Origin of the sequence: Roseateles sp. YR242, assembly GCF_900109745.1 — a bacterium.
GTDB lineage: Bacteria > Pseudomonadota > Gammaproteobacteria > Burkholderiales > Burkholderiaceae_C > Roseateles.
Genome location: NZ_FOAV01000005.1, coordinates 233,826 through 252,711, shown reverse-complemented (window position 1 = coordinate 252,711; position 18,886 = coordinate 233,826). Strand labels below are relative to the sequence as shown.

Sequence of the window (18,886 nt, the reverse complement as noted above, 5' to 3'; positions counted from 1 at the left end):
CTCCCTTCCGGCCCACGGCTCGTTGGGCTCGATGCTGAGCAACCTGTCCTCCCTCTCCCTCATCGCAACCGCCTGCGGCGTGCTGTGCGTGCTGGCACATCTGGCGCTGGCGGTTGTGGTCTTCCCGCAATTCCAGCGGCACCCGCGCCGGGCCCTGCGCCTGCAGGCTGCGCTGCTGCTGACGGTCGCCTGGGGCGCACTGGATACGCTGGACCAACTCGGCTGGATCCCGGAGCGCCACGTCATCGTCCAGGTGGTGACACCGGTGGTGGACGTGCTGCGATATGCCGCCTGGTTTGCCTTCATCCTCGCCCTGATCGAACTGCCGCCCCAGGCGGATGGCCGGCCGGCCTCCGGCGTGCCCCGCCCGCTGGAAGGGTTGGCTTGGGCCGCTGTGGCGCTGGCCGTGGCGCTGCCCGTGTGGCGCCAGTGGGGCGACACCCCGGTGATGCTGATGCAGCGGCCCATGGCCATGGCCTGGTTGGGGTTGGGAGTGCTGGGCCTGGTGCTGCTGGAGCAGATGCTGCGCAATATCGACCGTGACGCCCGCTGGAACGCCAAGCCGGTGTGCCTGGGGCTGGGGGCGGTGTTTGTCTTCGACGTCTTTGTCTACTCCCAGGCGTCGCTGTTCCAGCAGTTCGACGGCGACGCCCTCAGCATCCGCGCCCTGGTGCACAGCATGGCCGTGCCGCTGCTGTGGCTGGCCAGCCGGCGCCATCGCAAGTGGCTGGACAAGCTGCATGTCTCGCGCGCGGCGGCCTTCCAGTCACTCACGCTGCTGATCGTCGGCGTTTACCTGCTGGTGGTCTCCGGCCTGGGTTACTACGTCCGCTACACCGGTGGCGAATGGGGCCGGGCACTGCAGCAGGTGCTGCTGGCGGTGGGGCTGCTGGCATTGCTGCTGATGGCGCTGTCCGGCGCCATGCGCGCCAAGCTGCGGGTCTACATCAGCAAAAATTTCTTCAGCTACCGCTACGACTACCGGCAGGAGTGGCTGCGCTTCACCGCCATGCTCTCCGCCAGCGCCTCGCCAGCGGCCTTGGGTGAATCGGTCATCCACGGCATGGCCAACCTGGTGGAAGGCCCATCCGGCGCCCTGTGGCTGCGCCGTGCCGCTGCCACCGAGGACTTTGTGCAGGCCGCGCGCTGGAACCTCCATGAAGAGCGCGAGGCTTTGGTGCCTGAGGGGCCCTTGCTGCACTGGCTGCAGGACCGCGCCTGGATCATCGACCTGCAGGAGTGGCGGCAGCACCCGCAAGCCTACGAGCATGTGGCGCTGCCCGGCGCGCTGGTGGACGACGAGCGCCACTGGCTGCTGGTGCCGCTGCTCAACGCCGGTGTGCTGATTGGCTGGGTGGTGCTGGGCCAGCCGCGCACGCCGCTGGAGCTGAATTGGGAGGTGCGCGATCTGCTGCGCACCGCGGCCCAGCAGGCCGCCAGTTATCTGGCGCAGATGCAGGCCACCGAGGCGCTGCTGGAGGCGCGCAAGTTCGAGGCCTTCAACCGGATGTCCGCGTTTGTGGTGCACGACCTGAAGAACATCATCACCCAGCTCTCGCTGATGATGAAGAACGCCAAGCGCCTGCGAGACAACCCCGAATTCCAGCAGGACATGCTGGACACGGTGGAGAACTCCGTGGAGAAGATGCGCCAGCTCATGCTGCAACTGCGTGAAGGCGACAAACCCCATCACGGCAGTGCGGGCGGCGTCGCGCTGGTGCCCATCGCCCGGCGCCTGGCGGCCGCGGCGGTCAGCAAGGGCCGCGGCCTGGAGCTGGATCTGCGCGACGAGGTCAGCGCTCGCGGCCACGAGGAACGCATCGAACGTGTCCTGGGCCACGTGGTGCAGAACGCGCTGGATGCCACCCCGATTGAGGGGAGGGTATTACTCCGATTACAACGCATGGGCAGCCATGCGCAGGTCGAAGTGGAGGATACTGGTTGTGGCATGACGCAGGAGTTCATCGACCAACGCCTGTTCAAGCCCTTCCAGACCACCAAGAGTGCTGGCATGGGCATCGGGGCCTACGAGAGCTACCAATACCTGCAGGAACTTGGAGGAAAGATCAACGTGGAGAGCGCCCCCGGCCGAGGCACGCAGGTGAAGATTCTGCTGCCGCTGTTTTTTGCTGATGCCGGTCGCGATGCTGGCCGTGACACGGGTCGTGACACGGCCGTGGAAGCCCGATGAGCGCCGCCTCGCCATCCGCCCCTGCCGCCTCGTCGCCCACGTGCTTGCTGATCGTTGAGGACGATCTGGCGCTGCAGAAGCAGTTGAAGTGGTCGATGGATCGCTTTGAATCGGTCACAGCCGATGACGTGGCCTCGGCCGTCCTGCAGTTCCGCCGCCACAAGCCGCCCGTGGTCACCATGGACCTGGGCCTGCCGCCCGACCAGGACGCCGTCTCCGAAGGCTTCCGGCTGCTGGAGAAGCTCATCGAACTCGAGCCCAGCACCAAGGTCATTGTGCTGACCGGCCAGAACGACCAGAACAACGCCTTGCGCGCCATCCGCATGGGCGCCTACGACTTTCTCGCCAAGCCGGTCGACCCGGACGTGCTGGTGCTGACGGTGGAGCGCGCCCTGCGCCTGCACGAGTTGCAGCAGGAGAACCAGCGCCTGCTCACCCAGCAGGAGGGCGAGCCCACCAGCAAGCTGGTGACGCGCGACGCACAGATGCAACGCATCTGCCGCACCGTTGAACGCGTGGCCGTCAGCGACGCCACCGTGCTGCTGCTGGGCGAAAGCGGCACCGGCAAGGAAGTGCTGGCGCAGGCCGTGCACGACGCATCCCGCCGCAAGGGGCGTTTTGTGGCCATCAACTGCGCCGCCATCCCGGAAGCGCTGCTGGAAAGCGAGCTGTTCGGTTACGAACGCGGCGCTTTCACCGGCGCCACCAAGACCACCGTCGGCAAGATCGAGACCGCGCACGGCGGCACGCTGATGCTGGACGAAATCGGCGATCTGCCCATGCCGTTGCAGGCCAAGCTGCTGCGCTTCCTGCAGGAACGCAGCATCGAGCGTCTGGGCGGCCGGCAGGAGATCGCGGTGGACGTGCGCATCGTTGGCGCCACCCATCAGGACCTGAAGGCCAAGATTTCGCAGGGCCTGTTCCGCGAAGACCTGTACTACCGCCTGGCCGAGATCGTGGTGGAGATTCCGCCGCTGCGCGACCGCGCCGGGGACGCCGTGCTGCTGGCCCATGCCTTCCTGCGGCGGTTTTCTTCCGAGCAGCGCCGACCCATCCTGCGCCTGAGCGATGACGCCATCCGCAGCGTGGAGGCGCACCGCTGGCCCGGCAATGTGCGTGAGTTGCAGAACGTCATGAAGCGCGCCTCCATCATGGCCGATGGCGATCGCATCACCGCCGAGGACCTGGGCCTGGCCGTTCCCGACGCCCAGCCGGCCGATGACACCACCCTGGACCTGCGCAGCGTGCGCGAGCGTGCGGAGCGCCAGGCGGTGGTGGCGGCATTGGCCCGCACCGACAACAACATCGCCAAGTCGGCGGACCTGCTGGGCGTGAGCCGGCCGACGCTGTATGACCTGATGGCCCGGCTGGGCCTCAAGACCTGACCTTCCGCGGGCGACGGCGGTCCACGAGACCGGCGCGACCCACTCCGGCACACAGACGCCAACATCGCATCCGAGAGAGACCCCACGATGTCCCGAGATTCCAAGACCGGCCGTTCTGCTCCAACCGCGGCGCCTCAGCCTGGCGTTGCGCTGTCTGTTCGCCGCCTGTCGAGTCCGCTGGCCCGTGGCGCCACGGTGCTGGCCCTGGGTTCGGCCCTGCTGCTGGCGGGCTGCTTCGGCGAGTCCGCGCAGGACCTGGTCAAGTCAGCCCGCGACCACCTGGACAAGAAGGACACCAAGGCGGCCATCATCCAGCTGAAGAACGCGCTGCAGAAGGACGGGTCGCTGGGCGAAGCCCGCTTCCTGCTGGCCAAGGCCCTGCTGGATGCGGGGGACCTGCCGGGTGCTGTCATCGAGGCCGACAAGGCCAAGGCGCAGGGCTACAACAGCGAGGCGCTGACGGCCCTGCAGGCCCGCCTGCTGCTGCTGCAAGGCAAGCCTGAGGATGTGGTGGCGCAGTACGCCACCCGGCATCTGAGCACCCCCGCCGACGAGGCCGATCTGCAAAGCACGCTGGTGGGTGCCTTCGTGGCGAAGCGCCAGATGCCGGAGGCCCGCACCGCGGCCGATGCGGCCCTGAAGGCCGCTCCGGACAGCGCGGCCGTGCAGTTGATGAACATCCGGCTGATGACCAGCGAAGGCAAGCTCAAAGACGCGCTTGTCCAGCTGGATGCCCTGCTGGCCAAATCGCCCAACCTGGCCGAGGGCTGGCAGGTCAAGGGCGACCTGCAGGAGCTGGCCGAAGCGCCGGTGGACGAGCGTATCGACAGCTACCGCAAGGCCCTGGCCATCGACAAGAAGCTGCCCGGCGCCCATTCCGGGCTGATCAGTGCCTTGATGCGCAAGGGCGACAAGGCCGCCGCCAAGGAGGCCGTGGCCGCCATGAAGGCCGCGTTGCCCACACATGCGCAGACCTTCTACTACGCCTCCATCTTTGCGCTGGACGCCGGCAACCTGAAGGAAGCCACCGACCTGAGCCAGGCGCTGCTCAAGATCGCGCCGGGCAATGACCGCGCGCTTTACCTGGCGGGCCGTGTGGCCCAGGCCAATGGCGACCTGCGTCAGGCCGAATCGAATTTCGCCAAGGTGGTGAGCACGTCGCCGGAGGCACCGCAGGCCCGCATCGCCCTGGCACAGGTGCAACTGCGCGGTGGTGACGTGGACCAGGCCTGGACCACGCTGCAACCGGCGCTGGACGGCAAGCCCGGCCCCACCGGTGAGGCGCTGGCGCTGGCTGCCGAGATCAAGCTCAAGCAAGGGCAGGGCGACCAGGCCGAGAGCCTGCTGGCCCGCGCCGCTGCGCTCAACCCCGCCGACATCACCAGCCGTGTCGGCCTGGCACTGACACAGGCCAAGAAGGGCCAGGAGGCACAGGCCGTCGAGGCGCTGCGCAAGCTCACTGTCGAAGACAAGGGCATCACCGCCGACCTCGCCCTGGTCAGCCTCTACCTGAGGAAGAAGGACTGGGCCAAGGCCAACGAGGTCATTGACGGCATCGAACGCAAGCAGCCCGAGAGCGGGGCCGCCCCTGAACTGCGGGGCCGCGTGGCCTTGTTCCGGGGTGACCGTGCCGCTGCCCGGGCCCAGTTTGAGCAGGCCATCAAGCGCGAGCCCAAGGCGCTGTCGCCGGCCAACAACCTGGCGTCCATGGACCTGCAGGACAAGAAGCCGGAAGACGCTGCCAAACGCTATGACGCCGCCATCAAGGCCGACCCGAAGAACCTGAAGGCGATCATGGCGCAGATCGGCGTGCGTGTGACCCATCAGCTGGTGACGCCCGATGACGCGATCAAGCAGCTCAACGAGATCGCGCGCAATTTCCCCTCAGAGCCCGCACCCCGCCTGGCGCTGGTCAGCCTGCTGGTCAACAAGCAGGACCTGAAGCAGGCGGCAGCGGTGGCGCAGGAAGGCATCACGGCCAACCCCGACTCCGCCGAGCTGCTGGATGCGCTGGGCCAGGTGCAGCAGGCGCAAGGCGAGCGCCAGTCGGCCATCACCAGTTTCAACAAGCTGGTGAGCGTTCAGCCGCGTTCTCCGGTGGGCCAGTTGCGCCTGGCCGACCTCTACATCGCCAGTGGCCAGCCGGCGGACCGGGAACTGGCCGCAACTGCGCTCAAGCGCGCCCAGGCGATCGGCCCGGGTGACGCCGAACTGGCCGAGAAGGTGGCTGGCAAGGCCTTGTCCATTGGCCACCCGGACGTGGCCCTGGTGGCCGCCAAGGGTCTGCAGGCGGCGCGCCCCACCTTCGGACTGGGCTGGAAGCTTGAGGGGGACGTGGCCCGTGCCCGCAAGGACTGGACTGGTGCATTGGCGGCCTACCGCAAGGCGGACCAACTCTCCAAGGATGCGGGTGCCTCCGTGCCCAACACCGCCCTGGCTGTGGCCCTGCATGGCGTGCTGGTGGAGTCCGGCAAGACGGAAGAGGCCAAGCAGTACGCCGCGACGTGGTTGAGTCAACACAAGCAGGACACTCTTTTCAGGTACCACCTGGGCGATGTGGCGCTCACCAAAGGTCAGTACGACCAGGCAGAGCAGTACTATCAGGGCGTATTGGCGGACTCTCCGGAAAACGCTGCGGCAGCCAACAACATTGCCTGGCTGAAGCTGCGTACCGGCCGCAATGACGAGGGCCTGAAGTACGCGGAGAAGGCCAACCAGATGCGGCCCAAGGTGGCGCCCTACATGGACACCTGGGCCGAAGCGCTGGCCGCGAAGGGCCAGACGGACAAGGCCATTGAAGTGCAACAGCAGGTCGTGCAGCAGGCACCTGGTGTGCCAGCGTATCGGCTGCGGCTGGCCCAGTTGTATGTGGCTGGCGGCAAGAAGGCCGAGGCGCAGACGGAACTCAAGCGCCTGGCCGACCTGGGTCCACAATTCGAGCAACAAGCCGAGGTGCAGAAGTTGCAGGCGGCGATCCGCTGAACCGGACGCTTCCCGGCAACTGACCGCGCCGCAAGGGAGACGGTCATATGAGCCAGATTCGTCGCTCCAGCCTTCGCAAGCGACTGCACCAGGGCATGCGCAAGCTGTTCTCCAGCCTGCCCCGACCCTGGCGCTTTGCGGTCTACCGCCGCATGGTGGACTGCGACCCCGCGCCCAGCGAACGCCTGGAGCTCAAGGTTGCGGAAACGCAGGAAGAGCTGGAGGCGTGCTTTCGCATCCTGCATGACGCCTACGTGGGCAGCGGCTTCATGAAGCCTGACCCCAGCGGGATGCGTGTCACGATCTACCACTCGCTGCCGACCACCACCACCTTGTGCGCCAAGTACGACGGCGTGGTGGTGGGCACCATCTCGATGGTGCGCGAGGGCGTTTTCGGCTTCCCCCTGCAGTCGGTGTTCGACCTGGAGGGTGTGCGGGCCAAGGGCGGCAAGGTGGCCGAGATCTCCGCGCTGGCTGTGGCGCCGGCCTTTCGCAAGACCGGTGGGGCCATCCTGTTCCCGCTGATGAAATTCATGCACCAGTACTGCACCGAGTATTTCGATACCCGGCACCTGGTCATTGCGGTGAACCCGGACAAGATCGAGCTGTATGAGGCGCTGCTGTTTTTCAAGCGCCTGAAGGAACAGACGGTCGCCAACTACGACTTTGCCAACGGTGCGCCGGCGGTGGGGGCGGCGCTGGACCTGCATGAGGCGGACGCCGTCTTCGAGCGCGGCTACCGAGGGCGAGCCGCTCGCAAGAACCTGCACACCTACTTCTTCCGCCAGAAGCTGCCCAACATCAAGCTGCCGGAGCGGCGCTATCACACGACCAATGATCCGGTCATGACGCCGGAGTTGCTGGACCTGTTTTTCAACAAGCTCGTGCCGGTGTTCCCGGAACTGCCGGACCGCAAGCGGGCGCTGTTGTGGTCGGTCTATCCGCAGCCGGAGTACCGTCGGCTGCTGCCCATGCTCAGCGGTGGTGGTGAAGACCTGGGCAAGGCCTTGCGGCAATATCCGCGTTATTCCATGCGTTGCCCGGGCCATATCGACCTGCCGGCGGCGGGTGGGGTGCCGGCGGTGGGGCATGTGCAGCTGGATGTGATCGAAGTGTCTGCGCAGGGTTTCCAGGCCGAGTGCAAGCAGGAACTGCCGTTGAATGTGGATGGCCGAGTGGAGATCGAACTGGGCCGCAACACGCGCTCGCTGCTGCTGGCGCGGGCGGTCCGCCGGCGCGAGACGGATCAGGGCACGTTCTACGGTTTCAAGATCGACGAACCGGATCGGAACTGGCGCAGTTTTGTGTCGGAACTGGAGATGGGGCACACGGCGAAGGATCTGGCGGCATGACGGGTGGGCTCGGGCCACCGGGATGCGCGGAGCGCAGGCGCTGAGCGTCGTCTCTTGGGTGAAGATATTCGGGCCTGGCAGATCTGGCAGATCTGGTAGATATGGCAGAGGGCCAGCAAGAAGCGATGGGTGAGACGATGAACAACGATGAGTGCTTGCGGGGCCTCGGTGAGCCGGGGCAGGTTGGGGCGGGGCATGTTCCATCGCGGCGGCGTGTGCTGACGTTGGGCGGTGCTTCGTTACTGGGCGGAGCAGTTCCTGGCTTGTCGGCGTCGTTGTCCCTGTGGGCGGGCCCTGCGCAAGCGCAGGAGATGTCCAACACCTTGCCGGACCTGATCGACAAGAGCCGGCAGGCGGTGGTGGCGGTGGGCACGTTCAGCGCCACGGACAACCCGCGCTTTGGATTCCGGGGGACAGGTTTTGTGGTGGGCGATGGCAAGACCATCGTCACCTGCGCACACGTCATTCCCAACCCGATCGAAAAGGACCTGGCCATCCAGGTCCCGGCCAGCGGCAATGCGTCAGGCACGCCGCAGTTGCGCCCGGTCAAGCTGCTGCGCCGAGACACCACGCGGGACCTGGCCGTGCTGGAGCTGGAAGACGGCAAGCCGCTGGTCGTCACGCTGCCACTGGCGCCCGTGGATGATGCCGCCATGGCGGTACGCGAGGGCAGCGCGGTGGCGCTGCTGGGTTATCCGCTGGGCACGGTGCTGGGGGTGCAGTTGGTGACGCACCGCGGCATCGTTGCTTCCATCACGAAGGCGGCCTTGCCGGCACCGACCTCCAACAACCTGTCCGAACGCGCCATCCGTCAACTGCGGTCCGGCGAGATGGAGTTCCTGCAGTTGGACATCACCGCCTACCCCGGCAACAGCGGTGGGCCGCTGATGGACATCCGCACCGGCAAGGTGGTGGGGGTGGTGAACATGGTGGCGCTCAAGAGCACACGGGAGTCTGCATTGAGCGCACCGAGCGGGATCAGTTATGCGGTGCCGGTGAAGTATGTGTTGCCGTTGCTGACGCCTTGAGGCGGCGCGGCTCAAAACACGAAACCGGGTCAGACGGCTTGCACGCGTTCAGTTCCCAGATCGCAGAAGTCGCCGTGATAGAAGCGAGCGAACATCGCGTCGAGTATCGAGGAAGAGATGAACGTAGATGATGTGCTCGGTCACCTCATAGATGATCCGATCCATTCCTGAAATCCGTTGCCGGTAAGCGTCCAAGCCAAGCTCCACCAATTCTTCGGTGACCGACCCGCTGAACGGGAAAAGCCTCACCTGGCTATGGTCTGAATTCGGTCCGAATCTATCTCGGGCATGCCACCTTTCTTCTCCCTCTTGAAGTGGCATGAAGCGGGAAGGGCCACTCGAAGGTGGCCCCATCATCGAAACCCGTCGGGGCTTTGCCCCCCGACCCGCTCAAGCCAGCCGCATCCCATCCCGCAGCTTGAAGCGCGCGATGATTTCCGACAGCGCGTGCGCCTGTTGACGCAGGCTTTCCGCCGCCGCCGCACTTTCTTCCACCAGGGCCGCGTTCTGCTGCGTACCTTGGTCGATTGCCGCCACCGCCGCATTGACCTCGCCGATGCCGGTGCTCTGCTGCTCGGTGGAGGTGTTGATGTCCCCCATCAGGTCAGTGACCAGGCGCACCTGCTTCACGATGTCGTCCATGGTGCGGCCCGCTTCGGACACCAAGGCGCCACCCGCGTCCACCTTCTGCACGCTGTCGGAGATCAGTGTCTTGATCTCCTTGGCTGCATTGGCCGACCGCTGCGCCAGTGCACGCACCTCACCGGCCACCACCGCGAAGCCGCGGCCTTGCTCACCCGCCCGTGCCGCTTCCACGGCGGCATTCAGCGCGAGGATATTGGTCTGGAACGCGATGCCGTCGATCACGCCGATGATGTCGTGGATGCGGCGGCTGGAGCCGTTGATGGCTTCCATGGTGCTGATCACCCGGCCCACCACTTCGCCGCCCTGGCCGGCCACCTTGGCCGCCTCGCTTGCCAGGTCGGTGGCCTTGCGGGAGGTCGCCGCGCTGTGCTGCACGGTGGAGGTCATGTGGGCCATCGAGGAGGCCGTCTGCTGCAGGGCGCTGGCCTGGGTCTCGGTACGGGAGGACAGGTCGTGGTTGCCGCTGGCAATTTGTGTGGAAGCCGCGGCAATGCCTTCGGCGGCTTCCCGGACGTTGTTCACCATGCCCGAGAGGTTGTTGCTCATGGCCTTCAGGGCGCCCAGCAGCTGGCTCATCTCGTCCTCACCGGACACCTCGATCTCCTGGCGCAGGTCCCCCTCGGCGACGGATTCAGCCAGGCGGATGGCGCGGGTCAACGGGCGGGTGACGGCTGCGCTGATGATCCAGCCCAGCACACCGGCCATCAGGGCCGCACACACGGCCGTCAAAGAGAGCATCCAGCGGTCATGCGTCTGGCGGGCGGCGGCGTCCGCCGCCTCCGCTGCCGCTTCCTGATCTTCGTAAGCGATGAACTCGGCGGTCGCCTTCAGCAGCGAAGCCAGCAAGGGGCGGCATTCCGCGTTCATCTTGGCGATGGCTTCATCGCGCTGGCCCTGCTGCGCCAGGCCGACGATGGCCAGCGCCACCGCACCGTACTTCTGTTCGATGCCTTCGACACGGGTGAAGAGCGCCCGGTCCTGCGAGGTGGCCGAGCCACCGTCGAGATCTTTCTTGAGCTTGTCCAGCGCGTCCTTGACGGCCTGGTGGGACTGCGTCACCGCCGCGAGTTCAGAGGACCGGTCCTCCGGTGTGGTCACCAGCACCAGATTGCGGGCAGAGATGGCTCGCGATTTGGCGGCCGTTTCCAGTTCGGCGACCAGCCGCTGCCGGTGGCCGACACCATCCAGATAAGCCTGGAAGCGTGTGTTGGCATGGTTGAGCCAGAACAGCGCCGAGGCAGCAATCGCCACCACGATGACAGCCATGAGGCCGAAGCCCATCCAGAGCTTGGTCTTGACCTTGAGTGATGACAGTTGCATTTCGGATACCCCCTGAGTGACTCGCTGTAGTGATCCGCGTGGCCGTCGCTTGTTGTTGGTTTAGGCGACCGTCTGGACCGATTCCATGAGGATCTTCGACCAACTACTACACATTTTGAAGGGCCTGCAGGCGCTGTGCCGGGTGGGGAGCCACTGAAACAGGTGTCGGCAAAAGACCTACAACCTGGGGGCGGCGGCGCGGAGCGCCGTCTTCATCAGGCGCCGAAGGCGTGGGCCAGCCCGGCCACTTCCCGCTCGAAGATCATCCGCTCGCGCAGCACCGCCTGCCGGGCCGGCAGGCAGAGCTGCAGATAGAGCGCGTACTGCTGCACCAACTGATGGGCCCCGGCATACACCTGGTCCACCTGGTCCGGCTTGAAGTAGCACTCCTCGGGCAGCACGTAGTCCCGTGCCGCCCCCACATCCAGCGCAAATACGCAGCACTCGCGCATCAAGGCCTCGCGCGCCAGCCGGTCCTTGCCGGGGAAATTACCCAGGTCGATGAAGAGCTTGCTGCGTCCCAGCGCCTCATACACCTGTGCCCGGCTCATGCCGCGGATCAGGTGCACCTTGCAGCCGTTCTCGCGTTCCAGGCGGGCCGCCATGGCGCCCACGTCGTAAAGCACCTTGTGGTTGGCATTGAGCGCGATGTCGGTCTTGGGCAGCACCTCAGCGGCGACAGCGCCAGGCGTGTAGTCCGACAGGGGCAGCGTCCGCGTGCAGCCCAGCGCGCGGATCACCTGATGGGCATAGCTGGATTGATAGGTGTGCAGTACCCGCTCGCTGCGCAGCGCGTTGAGGTTGATCTTTTGAACCGACAGGTATTCAAACGCGTTGTCGATGCTCAGCCACCACACCATGGGTGTGCAGGGCTGAAAGTAGCGCAGCCAATGCACATAGGTCTCTGCCAGCACCACGCAGGTGTCGGCATTCATGACGATCTGTTCGGCCAGGCGGACCTGGTATTTCTCGTAGTCCGCCACCGTGTTGGGTCGCGGCTGCAGGCGCAGTGCCGTGTCCGCGCCCAGGCCATTGTTGCGATGCAACTGGTCGATGGCCGGCAGGTCGCTGGGCAGCACGTACCAGACGCGGGCGTCATGCCCCTGGCGGATCAGCGCGTCCGAGAGCTGGTGCAGCGCCTCGGGGCCGCCCGTCTGCACGCCGTGGGGAATCAGGATGATGATCTGTTTCATCGCGTCTTGCCGTGGTGAGGAGGTGCGAAAGGCGAGGGCGCCGGGGTCAGGTTCAGGTCGTGTTCAGACGCTGTTCAGGCCGGCGCGGCGGACAGCGCCGCCAGCCGCTGCTGCAGGCGCTCGGCGGCTGCGGGGGAGACGGCCTGCAGGCCCGGCAGCAGGAAATTGCTGCGGCTCTTGATGATGCGGTCCGAGAGGTTGTCCACCAGGAATTCCGGCATTTCCCGGTAGACCGAGGGCAGATGGAAGATGCCGTGGAAACCGAAGGTGGGGTAGGCCACTGCCGGGAATTCCACCGAGAAATGCTGGGCGATGGCCTTGGGCGCGAAACGGCAGCCCATGCGTTCCAGCGTTTCGCGCATGCGGCGGCAAATGAAGAGGTCTTCCGCTTCCGTGGGGTCGTCGTAGTCCAGTTGGGCCACGGCCTGCACCAGGCGGCGTGACCGCCAGGAGAACCCGCCGTTGCCCACCTCATGGCGGTCGTAGTTGGGCCAGGGCGCACCAATGTAGTCGTAGTGCAGGAAATGCGGGGAGAACTGATCGGCGTTGAGCACAAACCCGTCGTACTGGATCACCAGCACATGGTCCGCGCTGAGGTGCTTGGCGAGTTCACGGGTCACCAGCAGGTTGTATTCGGTGATGGAGCGCAGGGTGGGCACTGGAATCACCGGCAGGCCTGGCCACAGCTCCGGCCGGTCTGAGTAGATCAGCACCTGGGAAAACGGCAGCCCCTGACGCTCCATGGCCTGCATGCTGTGCACCAGAGCCTGGCGGGCGAGCAGGTGCAAGTCGGTGTCGATGATGGCAACGGCCAGCTTGGGCGGTGGGGTGATCATGATGGGCGCAGCCTATTCAACGGGGTCGCAGCGGGGTCGCAGCGGAATCGCAGCAGGGGTGGCAGAGGTCAGCACAGGTCCAGCAACTGGCGGGTCACGGTGGCCCAGGAGAAACGTTCGGCCAGACGCTGGCGGGCGGCTTCACGCCGCGCCGCTGGTGGCAGGCGTTTTTCCACTACCTGGAGCATGGCTTCGCGCAGGTCGTCCAGATCCGGGACCACGAAGGCGCCGCCCACCGGTGCCGGCGCATCCGCTGGGGTGCCGGGGCGAGTGAAGAGGCGGTGGCACAGCTCGGGCGGTGTGAAGTCGTCCGTGGCGCCGCCGCCGCTGACGATCACGTGGGTGCCGCACCCCATCGCTTCCAGCACTGGCAGGTTGAAACCTTCCGCGCGGTAAGGCGACACATAAGCGTCCGACAAGGCGTAGAGCGACCGGATCTGCGGCAGGTTCAGGCTGGTGGAGAGTACGGCGATGCCGTCCCGCACCACAGGCAGGCTCAGTTGCGGGGCGCGGGCAGCCATTTCAGCGAAGACCCGCTCCACCGAGATGCCGTAGAGCCCCTGGTGATCCTTAAGGATCAGGCGTACCGGCAGGCCGGCCAGGCGCAGTTCGGCAAAGGCCAGCAGCAGCAGGTCAATGCCCTTGTTCCACGTGGCCACGCCCACGTTGGTGAACACGATCTCGTCCGGGCGGATGTTGAGCGCCTGCCGGGCCTGTTCCCGCTGCGCTGCGGTCATGGGCAGGAAGGTATCGGTCTTGTAGCCGTGCGGCACCACCTGGACCTTGTCGGGCTCGAAGCCGTAGTCCACCAGCCTTGCCTTGGACCAGCGGGTGGGGGTGATGACGAGGTCGTCGCCCTGGGTGAAGGCGGAGGGTGCGAGTTCCGGTGGGTCGAAGCTCTTGCCGCTGAGGCCGAACTCGGTCACGACGAAGGTCAGGTGGCGGCGGGCTTGTTCCTGCAGGCTCAGGCGCACCGGGGAGGCGATGCGCAGGCAGGTGTCCATGCGCTGGTCACCCGGGTCGGGCAGGCCGTCGATGATGGCGCGCTCCTCCGGCGAGAAGCCGGAGTCCAGCTTGTTGCGGTCCCAGTGCGGCAGGAAGAAGGGAGCATCCCGGTGGAAGAGCTGGAAGCGCGGGTCCTTCACCATCTCCAGAATCTGGTTCTGGTTGACCATGGCGATGGAGTGGTTCACCCCTCGCCAGCCCTCAATGCACAGAGTTTTCAACGCGTATCCCTTCCGGTTGGCCCCAGGCGGCGTGATCAGGTCACGGCAGGGGCATCATCGCGCGGATTGTGTCTCTGCGGTGAAGGGAAGAAAGCATCAAAAAGGGGCACTCAGGTAGGCTAAATGGTGCCCGATCTGACATCTACTCTTGGAACTTCTGACCGGTGGATCTAAAAGTGAAACACTGACCGGCCCATCAGATCAACGGCGCCCCAGCCGCTTCATCCTCAGCGCCGCGCTTGATCATGGCCGCATGGACCAACAGGGTCGAAGCGGAGTCTGCGGAGGCAGAGGCTGTGGCCGTCACTGCGTGGGACAGCAGGCCGCCCGCATCAGTGCCGGCCTTGGCCGGCGCGGCCAGCAGGTCTGCGGCGTCCGGCAAGCTGGTGGCCGTTGTTGCAGACGTTGTCGTGGCGATGCTGGTGGCCGAGTGGGTGGTGGCAGCAGCCGCCGCCGTGGCCGCTGCCTCGCCAGTCGTTTCCCCCGACTTGGCAAACCACACGTCCGCCATCTGGTGCGTCACCCCATCCGCCGTCTTGTAGCCGGAGATCAGCCCCACCAGGTTGCCGTTGTCCTGCGTGGTGCTGCCCTGCGCCTGCAGGTCCAGCTCCACGATGCCCAGGGAGGCCAGGCTTACCAGTTCCCCGGTGTCGGTCTTGCCGTTGCCGTTGGCGTCCGCCCAGACCCGCAGTTCCCCAAAGGCCGCATCCGCCGCCGTCAGCTTGTGGTCGTGGTTGGTGTCCAGCGCTGCCATGGCCTCGTAGCCATTCGCCGCATGCTGGCCATTGGCCAGGAGGGTGCCGGTGCCGAAGAGCTCGGCGCCGGAGTTGATCTGGCCGTCCCCGTTGATGTCGCGCGCCAGCAGGCCGTTGCCGCTGGCCATCCAGCCCCATTGCTGTTGCTGGCCTGTGCCGTTGAGGTCAAACAGCACCCCATGCTCGGCAGCAACAGTGGAAATGCCGGCACCGTCCAGGTTCAGCATGATGGGCGTGGCCAGGAACAGGGCGTCCAGTTGCTTGCCGCTCATCGCATGGATGGCGTCGGAGCTGAAGGCCATCACCTGGTCCATGGTCAGCGCCGTCAGGTCGCGGGTTTCGAAACCGATCACCGCATCACTGCTGATGGCATGAATCTGGTCCAGCGTCAGCGCCTTGGCCTGGTCACGGCTCAGCGCCGTCAGGTCTTCGCTGGACATGGCGGCAAAGCCATCCGAGGAAATGGCGGCGATCTGGGCGGTGGTCATGGCCACGATGTCGTGGCTGTCCAGCGCCTGGATGGCATCCGAATTCATGGCCGCAATCTGCTCGGTGTGCAACGCGCGCAGCACCTGCGTGCTCAGGCCGTGAATCTGGTCTGAACCCAGCGCGGCCACCATGTCCGTGCTCAGGCCGTTGAGCATGGTGGAGCTGAAACCCTTCATCGCCGCCGAACTCAGCGCCGCGAAGTCTTCAGTCGCAAAGCCGCCCCATTGGCCCAGTGTGAGTTCCGCCACCTGGGCGCTCGTCAGCATGTGGATCTGGTCGGTGTTGAACGCGGCGAAGTCGCCGGCTTCCATCACGCGAATGGCGCGGCCTGGCAACAGGGCGACGTCCTGCGGGTCCAACGCGGCCATCTGGTCGCTGGTCCAGGCCAACACCTGCACATTGGTCAGGGCCGCGACCTGGTGGGTGTCCAGCGCAGCGATCTGGTCGGTGTGCATCGCGGCGGCTTGCTGGAAGGTCAGCGAGGCCACCTGGGTAGTGCTCAGCGCCTGGATCTGGGCCAGACTCAGCCAGCCGATCTGGTCGGTGCTCAACGCGCGCAGGGCGGTCGTGTGCAGCAGGGCCAGGTCCTGGGTCTCCAGCGCACCGATCTGGCTGGCATCCAGCGCCGCCAGTTGCGAGGAACGCAGGGCGGCGAACTGGGTGGTGGTCAGCGCCTCCAACACGTCGGTGGGCATGGCGGCGATCTGCAGCGAGGTCAGCGAGGCGATCTGCTTGGCCGAAAACGCAACGATCTGCGCCCCGTCCAAGGAAGCGAACTGGTCGCTGCCCAGGCCCAGTAGCGCGGTGCTGCTGATCTTGGTCAACTGGGCGGCGCTGAGGTGGTCCAGCTGGTCCACCGTCATCCCCATGACCTGCTTGGAGGTGAGCGAGGCCAGTTGGGCGTCCGTCATGCCGCCCACGCTGTCGCCGCTGAGCGCAGCGATCTGCGCCGAATTCCAGCCGGCCAGGGCGCGTGTGGTGATCGCCGCCACATCCACTACTTCCAGATTGGCGACCTGGTCGGTGGTCAGTGCGCCAATCTGGCGGGAGGACAGCACGGCGTACTGCGCCGTGTTCATGGCATTGAGGTCGCCCTGGGACCACGCCGCCAACTGACTCGTCGTCAGCGCGGCGATCTGGTTGGTGCGCATCGCGTCGATCTGCGAATCCACCAGCGCGTTGAGCTGCGCCGTGCTCAGCGCCTGCACCGCCATCACGCTGAAGCCGATCACGCCCTGGCTGGACAGCGCATCAATCTGGTCCGGCGTCATCGCGGCGACCTGCGCGGTGCTGAGCTGCGCCGTCTGGCTGCTGCCGAAGGCACCGAACTGTTCGCGGGTCAGCTGGCCGATCTGGGTGGCCCCCAGCACCGCCAGGTAGGCCGGCTTGACGGCCGCCAGCATTTCCGGGGCGAGCTGGCCGATTTCGTTGCTGGCGATGGCGGCGAGCTGGAACGAGGTCAGCGCGGCGAAGTTGGTGGTGCCTATGGCATTGAGCTGGTCATGGTCCAGCTCTCGCACCTGCGTCGTGCTCAGCGCCACCAACTGGGTGGTGCGCAGGGCGGTGATGGCGTTGGCACCGAGGGCGTCGAACTGGTCCGACGTCAGCCCCTTGATCGCCAGGGTGTTGATGGCGGCCATGGCCTCGGTGCTCAGTGCCTGCACCTGGTCCAGCCGCAGGGCCCCCACCTGGGCGGAATTGAGTACCGTCGCCTGGGCGGTACTGAACGCGCCCACCATGCCGACGTCCAGTGCATTTACCTGGGCCGTGCTCAAGGAACGGATCACCGTGCCGGAGAGCGCCCCGAAGTCGTCCGTCTGCAGCAGCGACACCTGGTCCGTGGTCAGCCCGCGGAACTGCTGGGAGCTGAAGGCGGCGAACTGGGTGGTGGTGAGGCTGTTGAGGTCGTCCGGCGTCAATGCGGCCAACTGGGCCGTGGTGAGCGCGCGCACCTGCGCCGTGGTCAGGGCGACCAGTTGGTCCGTGGTCAGCAGATCGATCTGGTCGGTGCTGAGGGTGGCGATGACCCGGGTGGTCAACGCCTGGATGGCCGTGGTGCTCAGCGAGATCAACTGGTCCGAGGTCAGGTCGCTCAGCTGCCGGGTGCCCAGCGATGCGGCCTGGCTGCCGCTCAGCGCGGCCAACTGCGTGGTATCCAGCGCGGCCAACTGCGCGGCGCTGAGCCCGCGCACGGCGGTGCTGCTCAGCGCGGCCAGGTCATCCGTGCCCAGCGAGTGCAACTGGTTGGCGGAGAGTGCCGCCACCTGGGACGAGCTGAAGGCGTTGAACTGGCTGGTGGTCAGCGCGGCCAGGTCGTCCGTATCAAAGGCCGCCAGCTGGCGGGTGGTGATGGCCTGGATCTGGACAGGCTTCAGGGCCGCGAGCTGGTCGCTGTCGAAGGCGGCCATGACATCGGGGCGCAGGCCCGCCAGCGCGGCACTGCTGAGCGAGCGCAGCTCGGCCGTGCTGAACGAGGCCAGCTGTTCGGAATGCAGGCCCACCAGCTGGGTGGATGTGAAGCTGGCCACCTGCGCGGCCGTCAGGCCGTTCATCTGGTCCGAGCTGAGCGCGGCAATCTGGGTCGAGTCCAGGGCCCGCACGCCCTTGGTGCCGATGACGCCCAGGTCCTCGGCTTCCAGTGCGGCCACCTGGGTGGTGTTCAGCGCCTTGATCTGCAGGGTGCCCACCGCGCTCATCTGCTCGGTGGTGAGCGCGGCCAGGTTGTCGGTGCCCAGGGTGCGGAACTGCTGGCTGGTCAGTGCGCCGATCTGCTGGGATTCCAGCGTCTGGATGGCCTCCGAGCTGAGCTGCGCAACCGCCGTGGTCGTCAGGTTGCGGACCGCCTGGGTGCTGAGCGCCTGCAGCGAGTCGCTGGCCAGGGTGTTGAGCTGGTCGGCGGTGAGCCCTTTGCTCTGGGAGCCGCTGATCGTGCCGATCTGCGCCGTGTCCATGGCGTTGAACTGGTCGCTGTTCAGCGCCCCGATCTGCACCGTGGTCATGGCCTTGACCTGCGCCGTGCTCAGCGCCGCCACCTCGTCAGTCGCCAGCAGCCCGACCTGGGTGCTGTTGAGGCCGCGCACCTGGATGGAGGTGAGCGCCTGGATCTGGGTGCTGTCCAGCGCACTGAACTGGTCGCTGTCCATGCGGCGCAGGCGATCGATGGTCAGCGCCGGCACCTGGTCGGTGGTCAGGGCGTGGACCTGATCGCTGGTCAGCGCCTGCACCGTCAGCGTGGTCATGGTCCGGATGGCCGCCGTGCTGATGGCCTGGACGTCCTCCAGCTCCATGGCCGCCAACTGGCCTGACGCCAGCGAATTGAGCTGCCGAGCCGACAGGGCGTGCACCTGGTAGGTCGTCAGCGCCACCACCTGGGAAGGGGTCAGCAGCGCCCATTCCGCACCCGTCAGCGTGTTGAGCTGGGTGGTGGTGAGGGCGGCAATCTCTTCCGGCGTGAGCGCGGAGACGTCGAAGGTGGCCATTCAGG

General features: G+C 66.3%; 10 protein-coding genes. 5 read left to right on the top strand and 5 right to left on the bottom strand.

Annotation, left to right across the window (positions count from 1 at the left end; translation table 11 throughout):
- Positions 1-31 precede the first annotated feature (31 nt).
- The 5 genes from prsK to BMY53_RS12250 all read left to right on the top strand — a co-directional run bounded on the left by prsK (position 32) and on the right by BMY53_RS12250 (position 8,938).
- On the top strand, positions 32-2,191 hold the full coding sequence (gene prsK / locus BMY53_RS12270) for an XrtA/PEP-CTERM system histidine kinase PrsK (protein ID WP_092946756.1): 2,160 nt from the start codon (positions 32-34) through the stop codon (positions 2,189-2,191).
- Positions 2,188-3,576 (top strand): PEP-CTERM-box response regulator transcription factor, encoded by a 1,389-nt coding sequence (prsR, locus tag BMY53_RS12265; protein ID WP_092946755.1) that lies wholly within the window; start codon positions 2,188-2,190, stop codon positions 3,574-3,576. The genes prsK and prsR overlap by 4 nt, the downstream gene beginning before the upstream one ends.
- Before the next feature lie 87 nt (positions 3,577-3,663).
- A complete protein-coding gene (gene prsT / locus BMY53_RS12260; RefSeq protein WP_092946754.1) occupies positions 3,664-6,558 on the top strand; it encodes an XrtA/PEP-CTERM system TPR-repeat protein PrsT in 2,895 nt (964 codons plus the stop codon).
- A gap of 47 nt (positions 6,559-6,605) precedes the next feature.
- Entirely contained in the window at positions 6,606-7,910 is a 1,305-nt protein-coding gene (locus BMY53_RS12255; RefSeq protein ID WP_092946753.1) for a GNAT family N-acetyltransferase, read from the top strand.
- A gap of 311 nt (positions 7,911-8,221) precedes the next feature.
- A complete protein-coding gene (locus BMY53_RS12250; protein WP_255370163.1) occupies positions 8,222-8,938 on the top strand; it encodes a S1 family peptidase in 717 nt (238 codons plus the stop codon).
- A gap of 390 nt (positions 8,939-9,328) precedes the next feature.
- Here the strand turns inward: BMY53_RS12250 and BMY53_RS12245 are convergent, their stop codons facing one another.
- From BMY53_RS12245 to BMY53_RS12225, 5 genes are all read right to left on the bottom strand, one after another.
- Positions 9,329-10,903 carry a methyl-accepting chemotaxis protein gene (locus BMY53_RS12245; protein ID WP_092946752.1) on the bottom strand — a complete coding sequence of 525 codons (1,575 nt, stop codon included), beginning with the start codon at positions 10,901-10,903 and terminating at the stop codon, positions 9,329-9,331.
- 215 nt (positions 10,904-11,118) lie between these two features.
- Positions 11,119-12,096, bottom strand: coding sequence for a hypothetical protein (locus BMY53_RS12240; RefSeq protein ID WP_092946751.1), 978 nt, complete (start codon positions 12,094-12,096; stop codon positions 11,119-11,121).
- Positions 12,097-12,170: 74 nt separating this feature from the next.
- Positions 12,171-12,932, bottom strand: coding sequence for a DUF5672 family protein (locus tag BMY53_RS12235; RefSeq protein WP_092946750.1), 762 nt, complete (start codon positions 12,930-12,932; stop codon positions 12,171-12,173).
- A 68-nt stretch (positions 12,933-13,000) separates the two neighbouring features.
- Positions 13,001-14,125 carry a glycosyltransferase family 4 protein gene (locus tag BMY53_RS12230; RefSeq protein WP_092946749.1) on the bottom strand — a complete coding sequence of 375 codons (1,125 nt, stop codon included), beginning with the start codon at positions 14,123-14,125 and terminating at the stop codon, positions 13,001-13,003.
- A gap of 229 nt (positions 14,126-14,354) precedes the next feature.
- Positions 14,355-18,881, bottom strand: coding sequence for a hypothetical protein (locus tag BMY53_RS12225; RefSeq protein ID WP_092946748.1), 4,527 nt, complete (start codon positions 18,879-18,881; stop codon positions 14,355-14,357).
- Between the last annotated feature and the right edge of the window lie 5 nt (positions 18,882-18,886).

What these genes read in the sequence shown, in the direction of transcription:
- prsK (WP_092946756.1), top strand. Translation starts at nt 32, where the DNA reads ATGCTGAGCAACCTGTCCTCCCTCTCCCTCATCGCAACCGCCTGCGGC.
- prsR (WP_092946755.1), top strand. Translation starts at nt 2,188, where the DNA reads ATGAGCGCCGCCTCGCCATCCGCCCCTGCCGCCTCGTCGCCCACGTGC.
- prsT (WP_092946754.1), top strand. Translation starts at nt 3,664, where the DNA reads ATGTCCCGAGATTCCAAGACCGGCCGTTCTGCTCCAACCGCGGCGCCT.
- BMY53_RS12255 (WP_092946753.1), top strand. Translation starts at nt 6,606, where the DNA reads ATGAGCCAGATTCGTCGCTCCAGCCTTCGCAAGCGACTGCACCAGGGC.
- BMY53_RS12250 (WP_255370163.1), top strand. Translation starts at nt 8,222, where the DNA reads ATGTCCAACACCTTGCCGGACCTGATCGACAAGAGCCGGCAGGCGGTG.
- BMY53_RS12245 (WP_092946752.1), bottom strand. Translation starts at nt 10,903, where the DNA reads ATGCAACTGTCATCACTCAAGGTCAAGACCAAGCTCTGGATGGGCTTC.
- BMY53_RS12240 (WP_092946751.1), bottom strand. Translation starts at nt 12,096, where the DNA reads ATGAAACAGATCATCATCCTGATTCCCCACGGCGTGCAGACGGGCGGC.
- BMY53_RS12235 (WP_092946750.1), bottom strand. Translation starts at nt 12,932, where the DNA reads ATGATCACCCCACCGCCCAAGCTGGCCGTTGCCATCATCGACACCGAC.
- BMY53_RS12225 (WP_092946748.1), bottom strand. Translation starts at nt 18,881, where the DNA reads ATGGCCACCTTCGACGTCTCCGCGCTCACGCCGGAAGAGATTGCCGCC.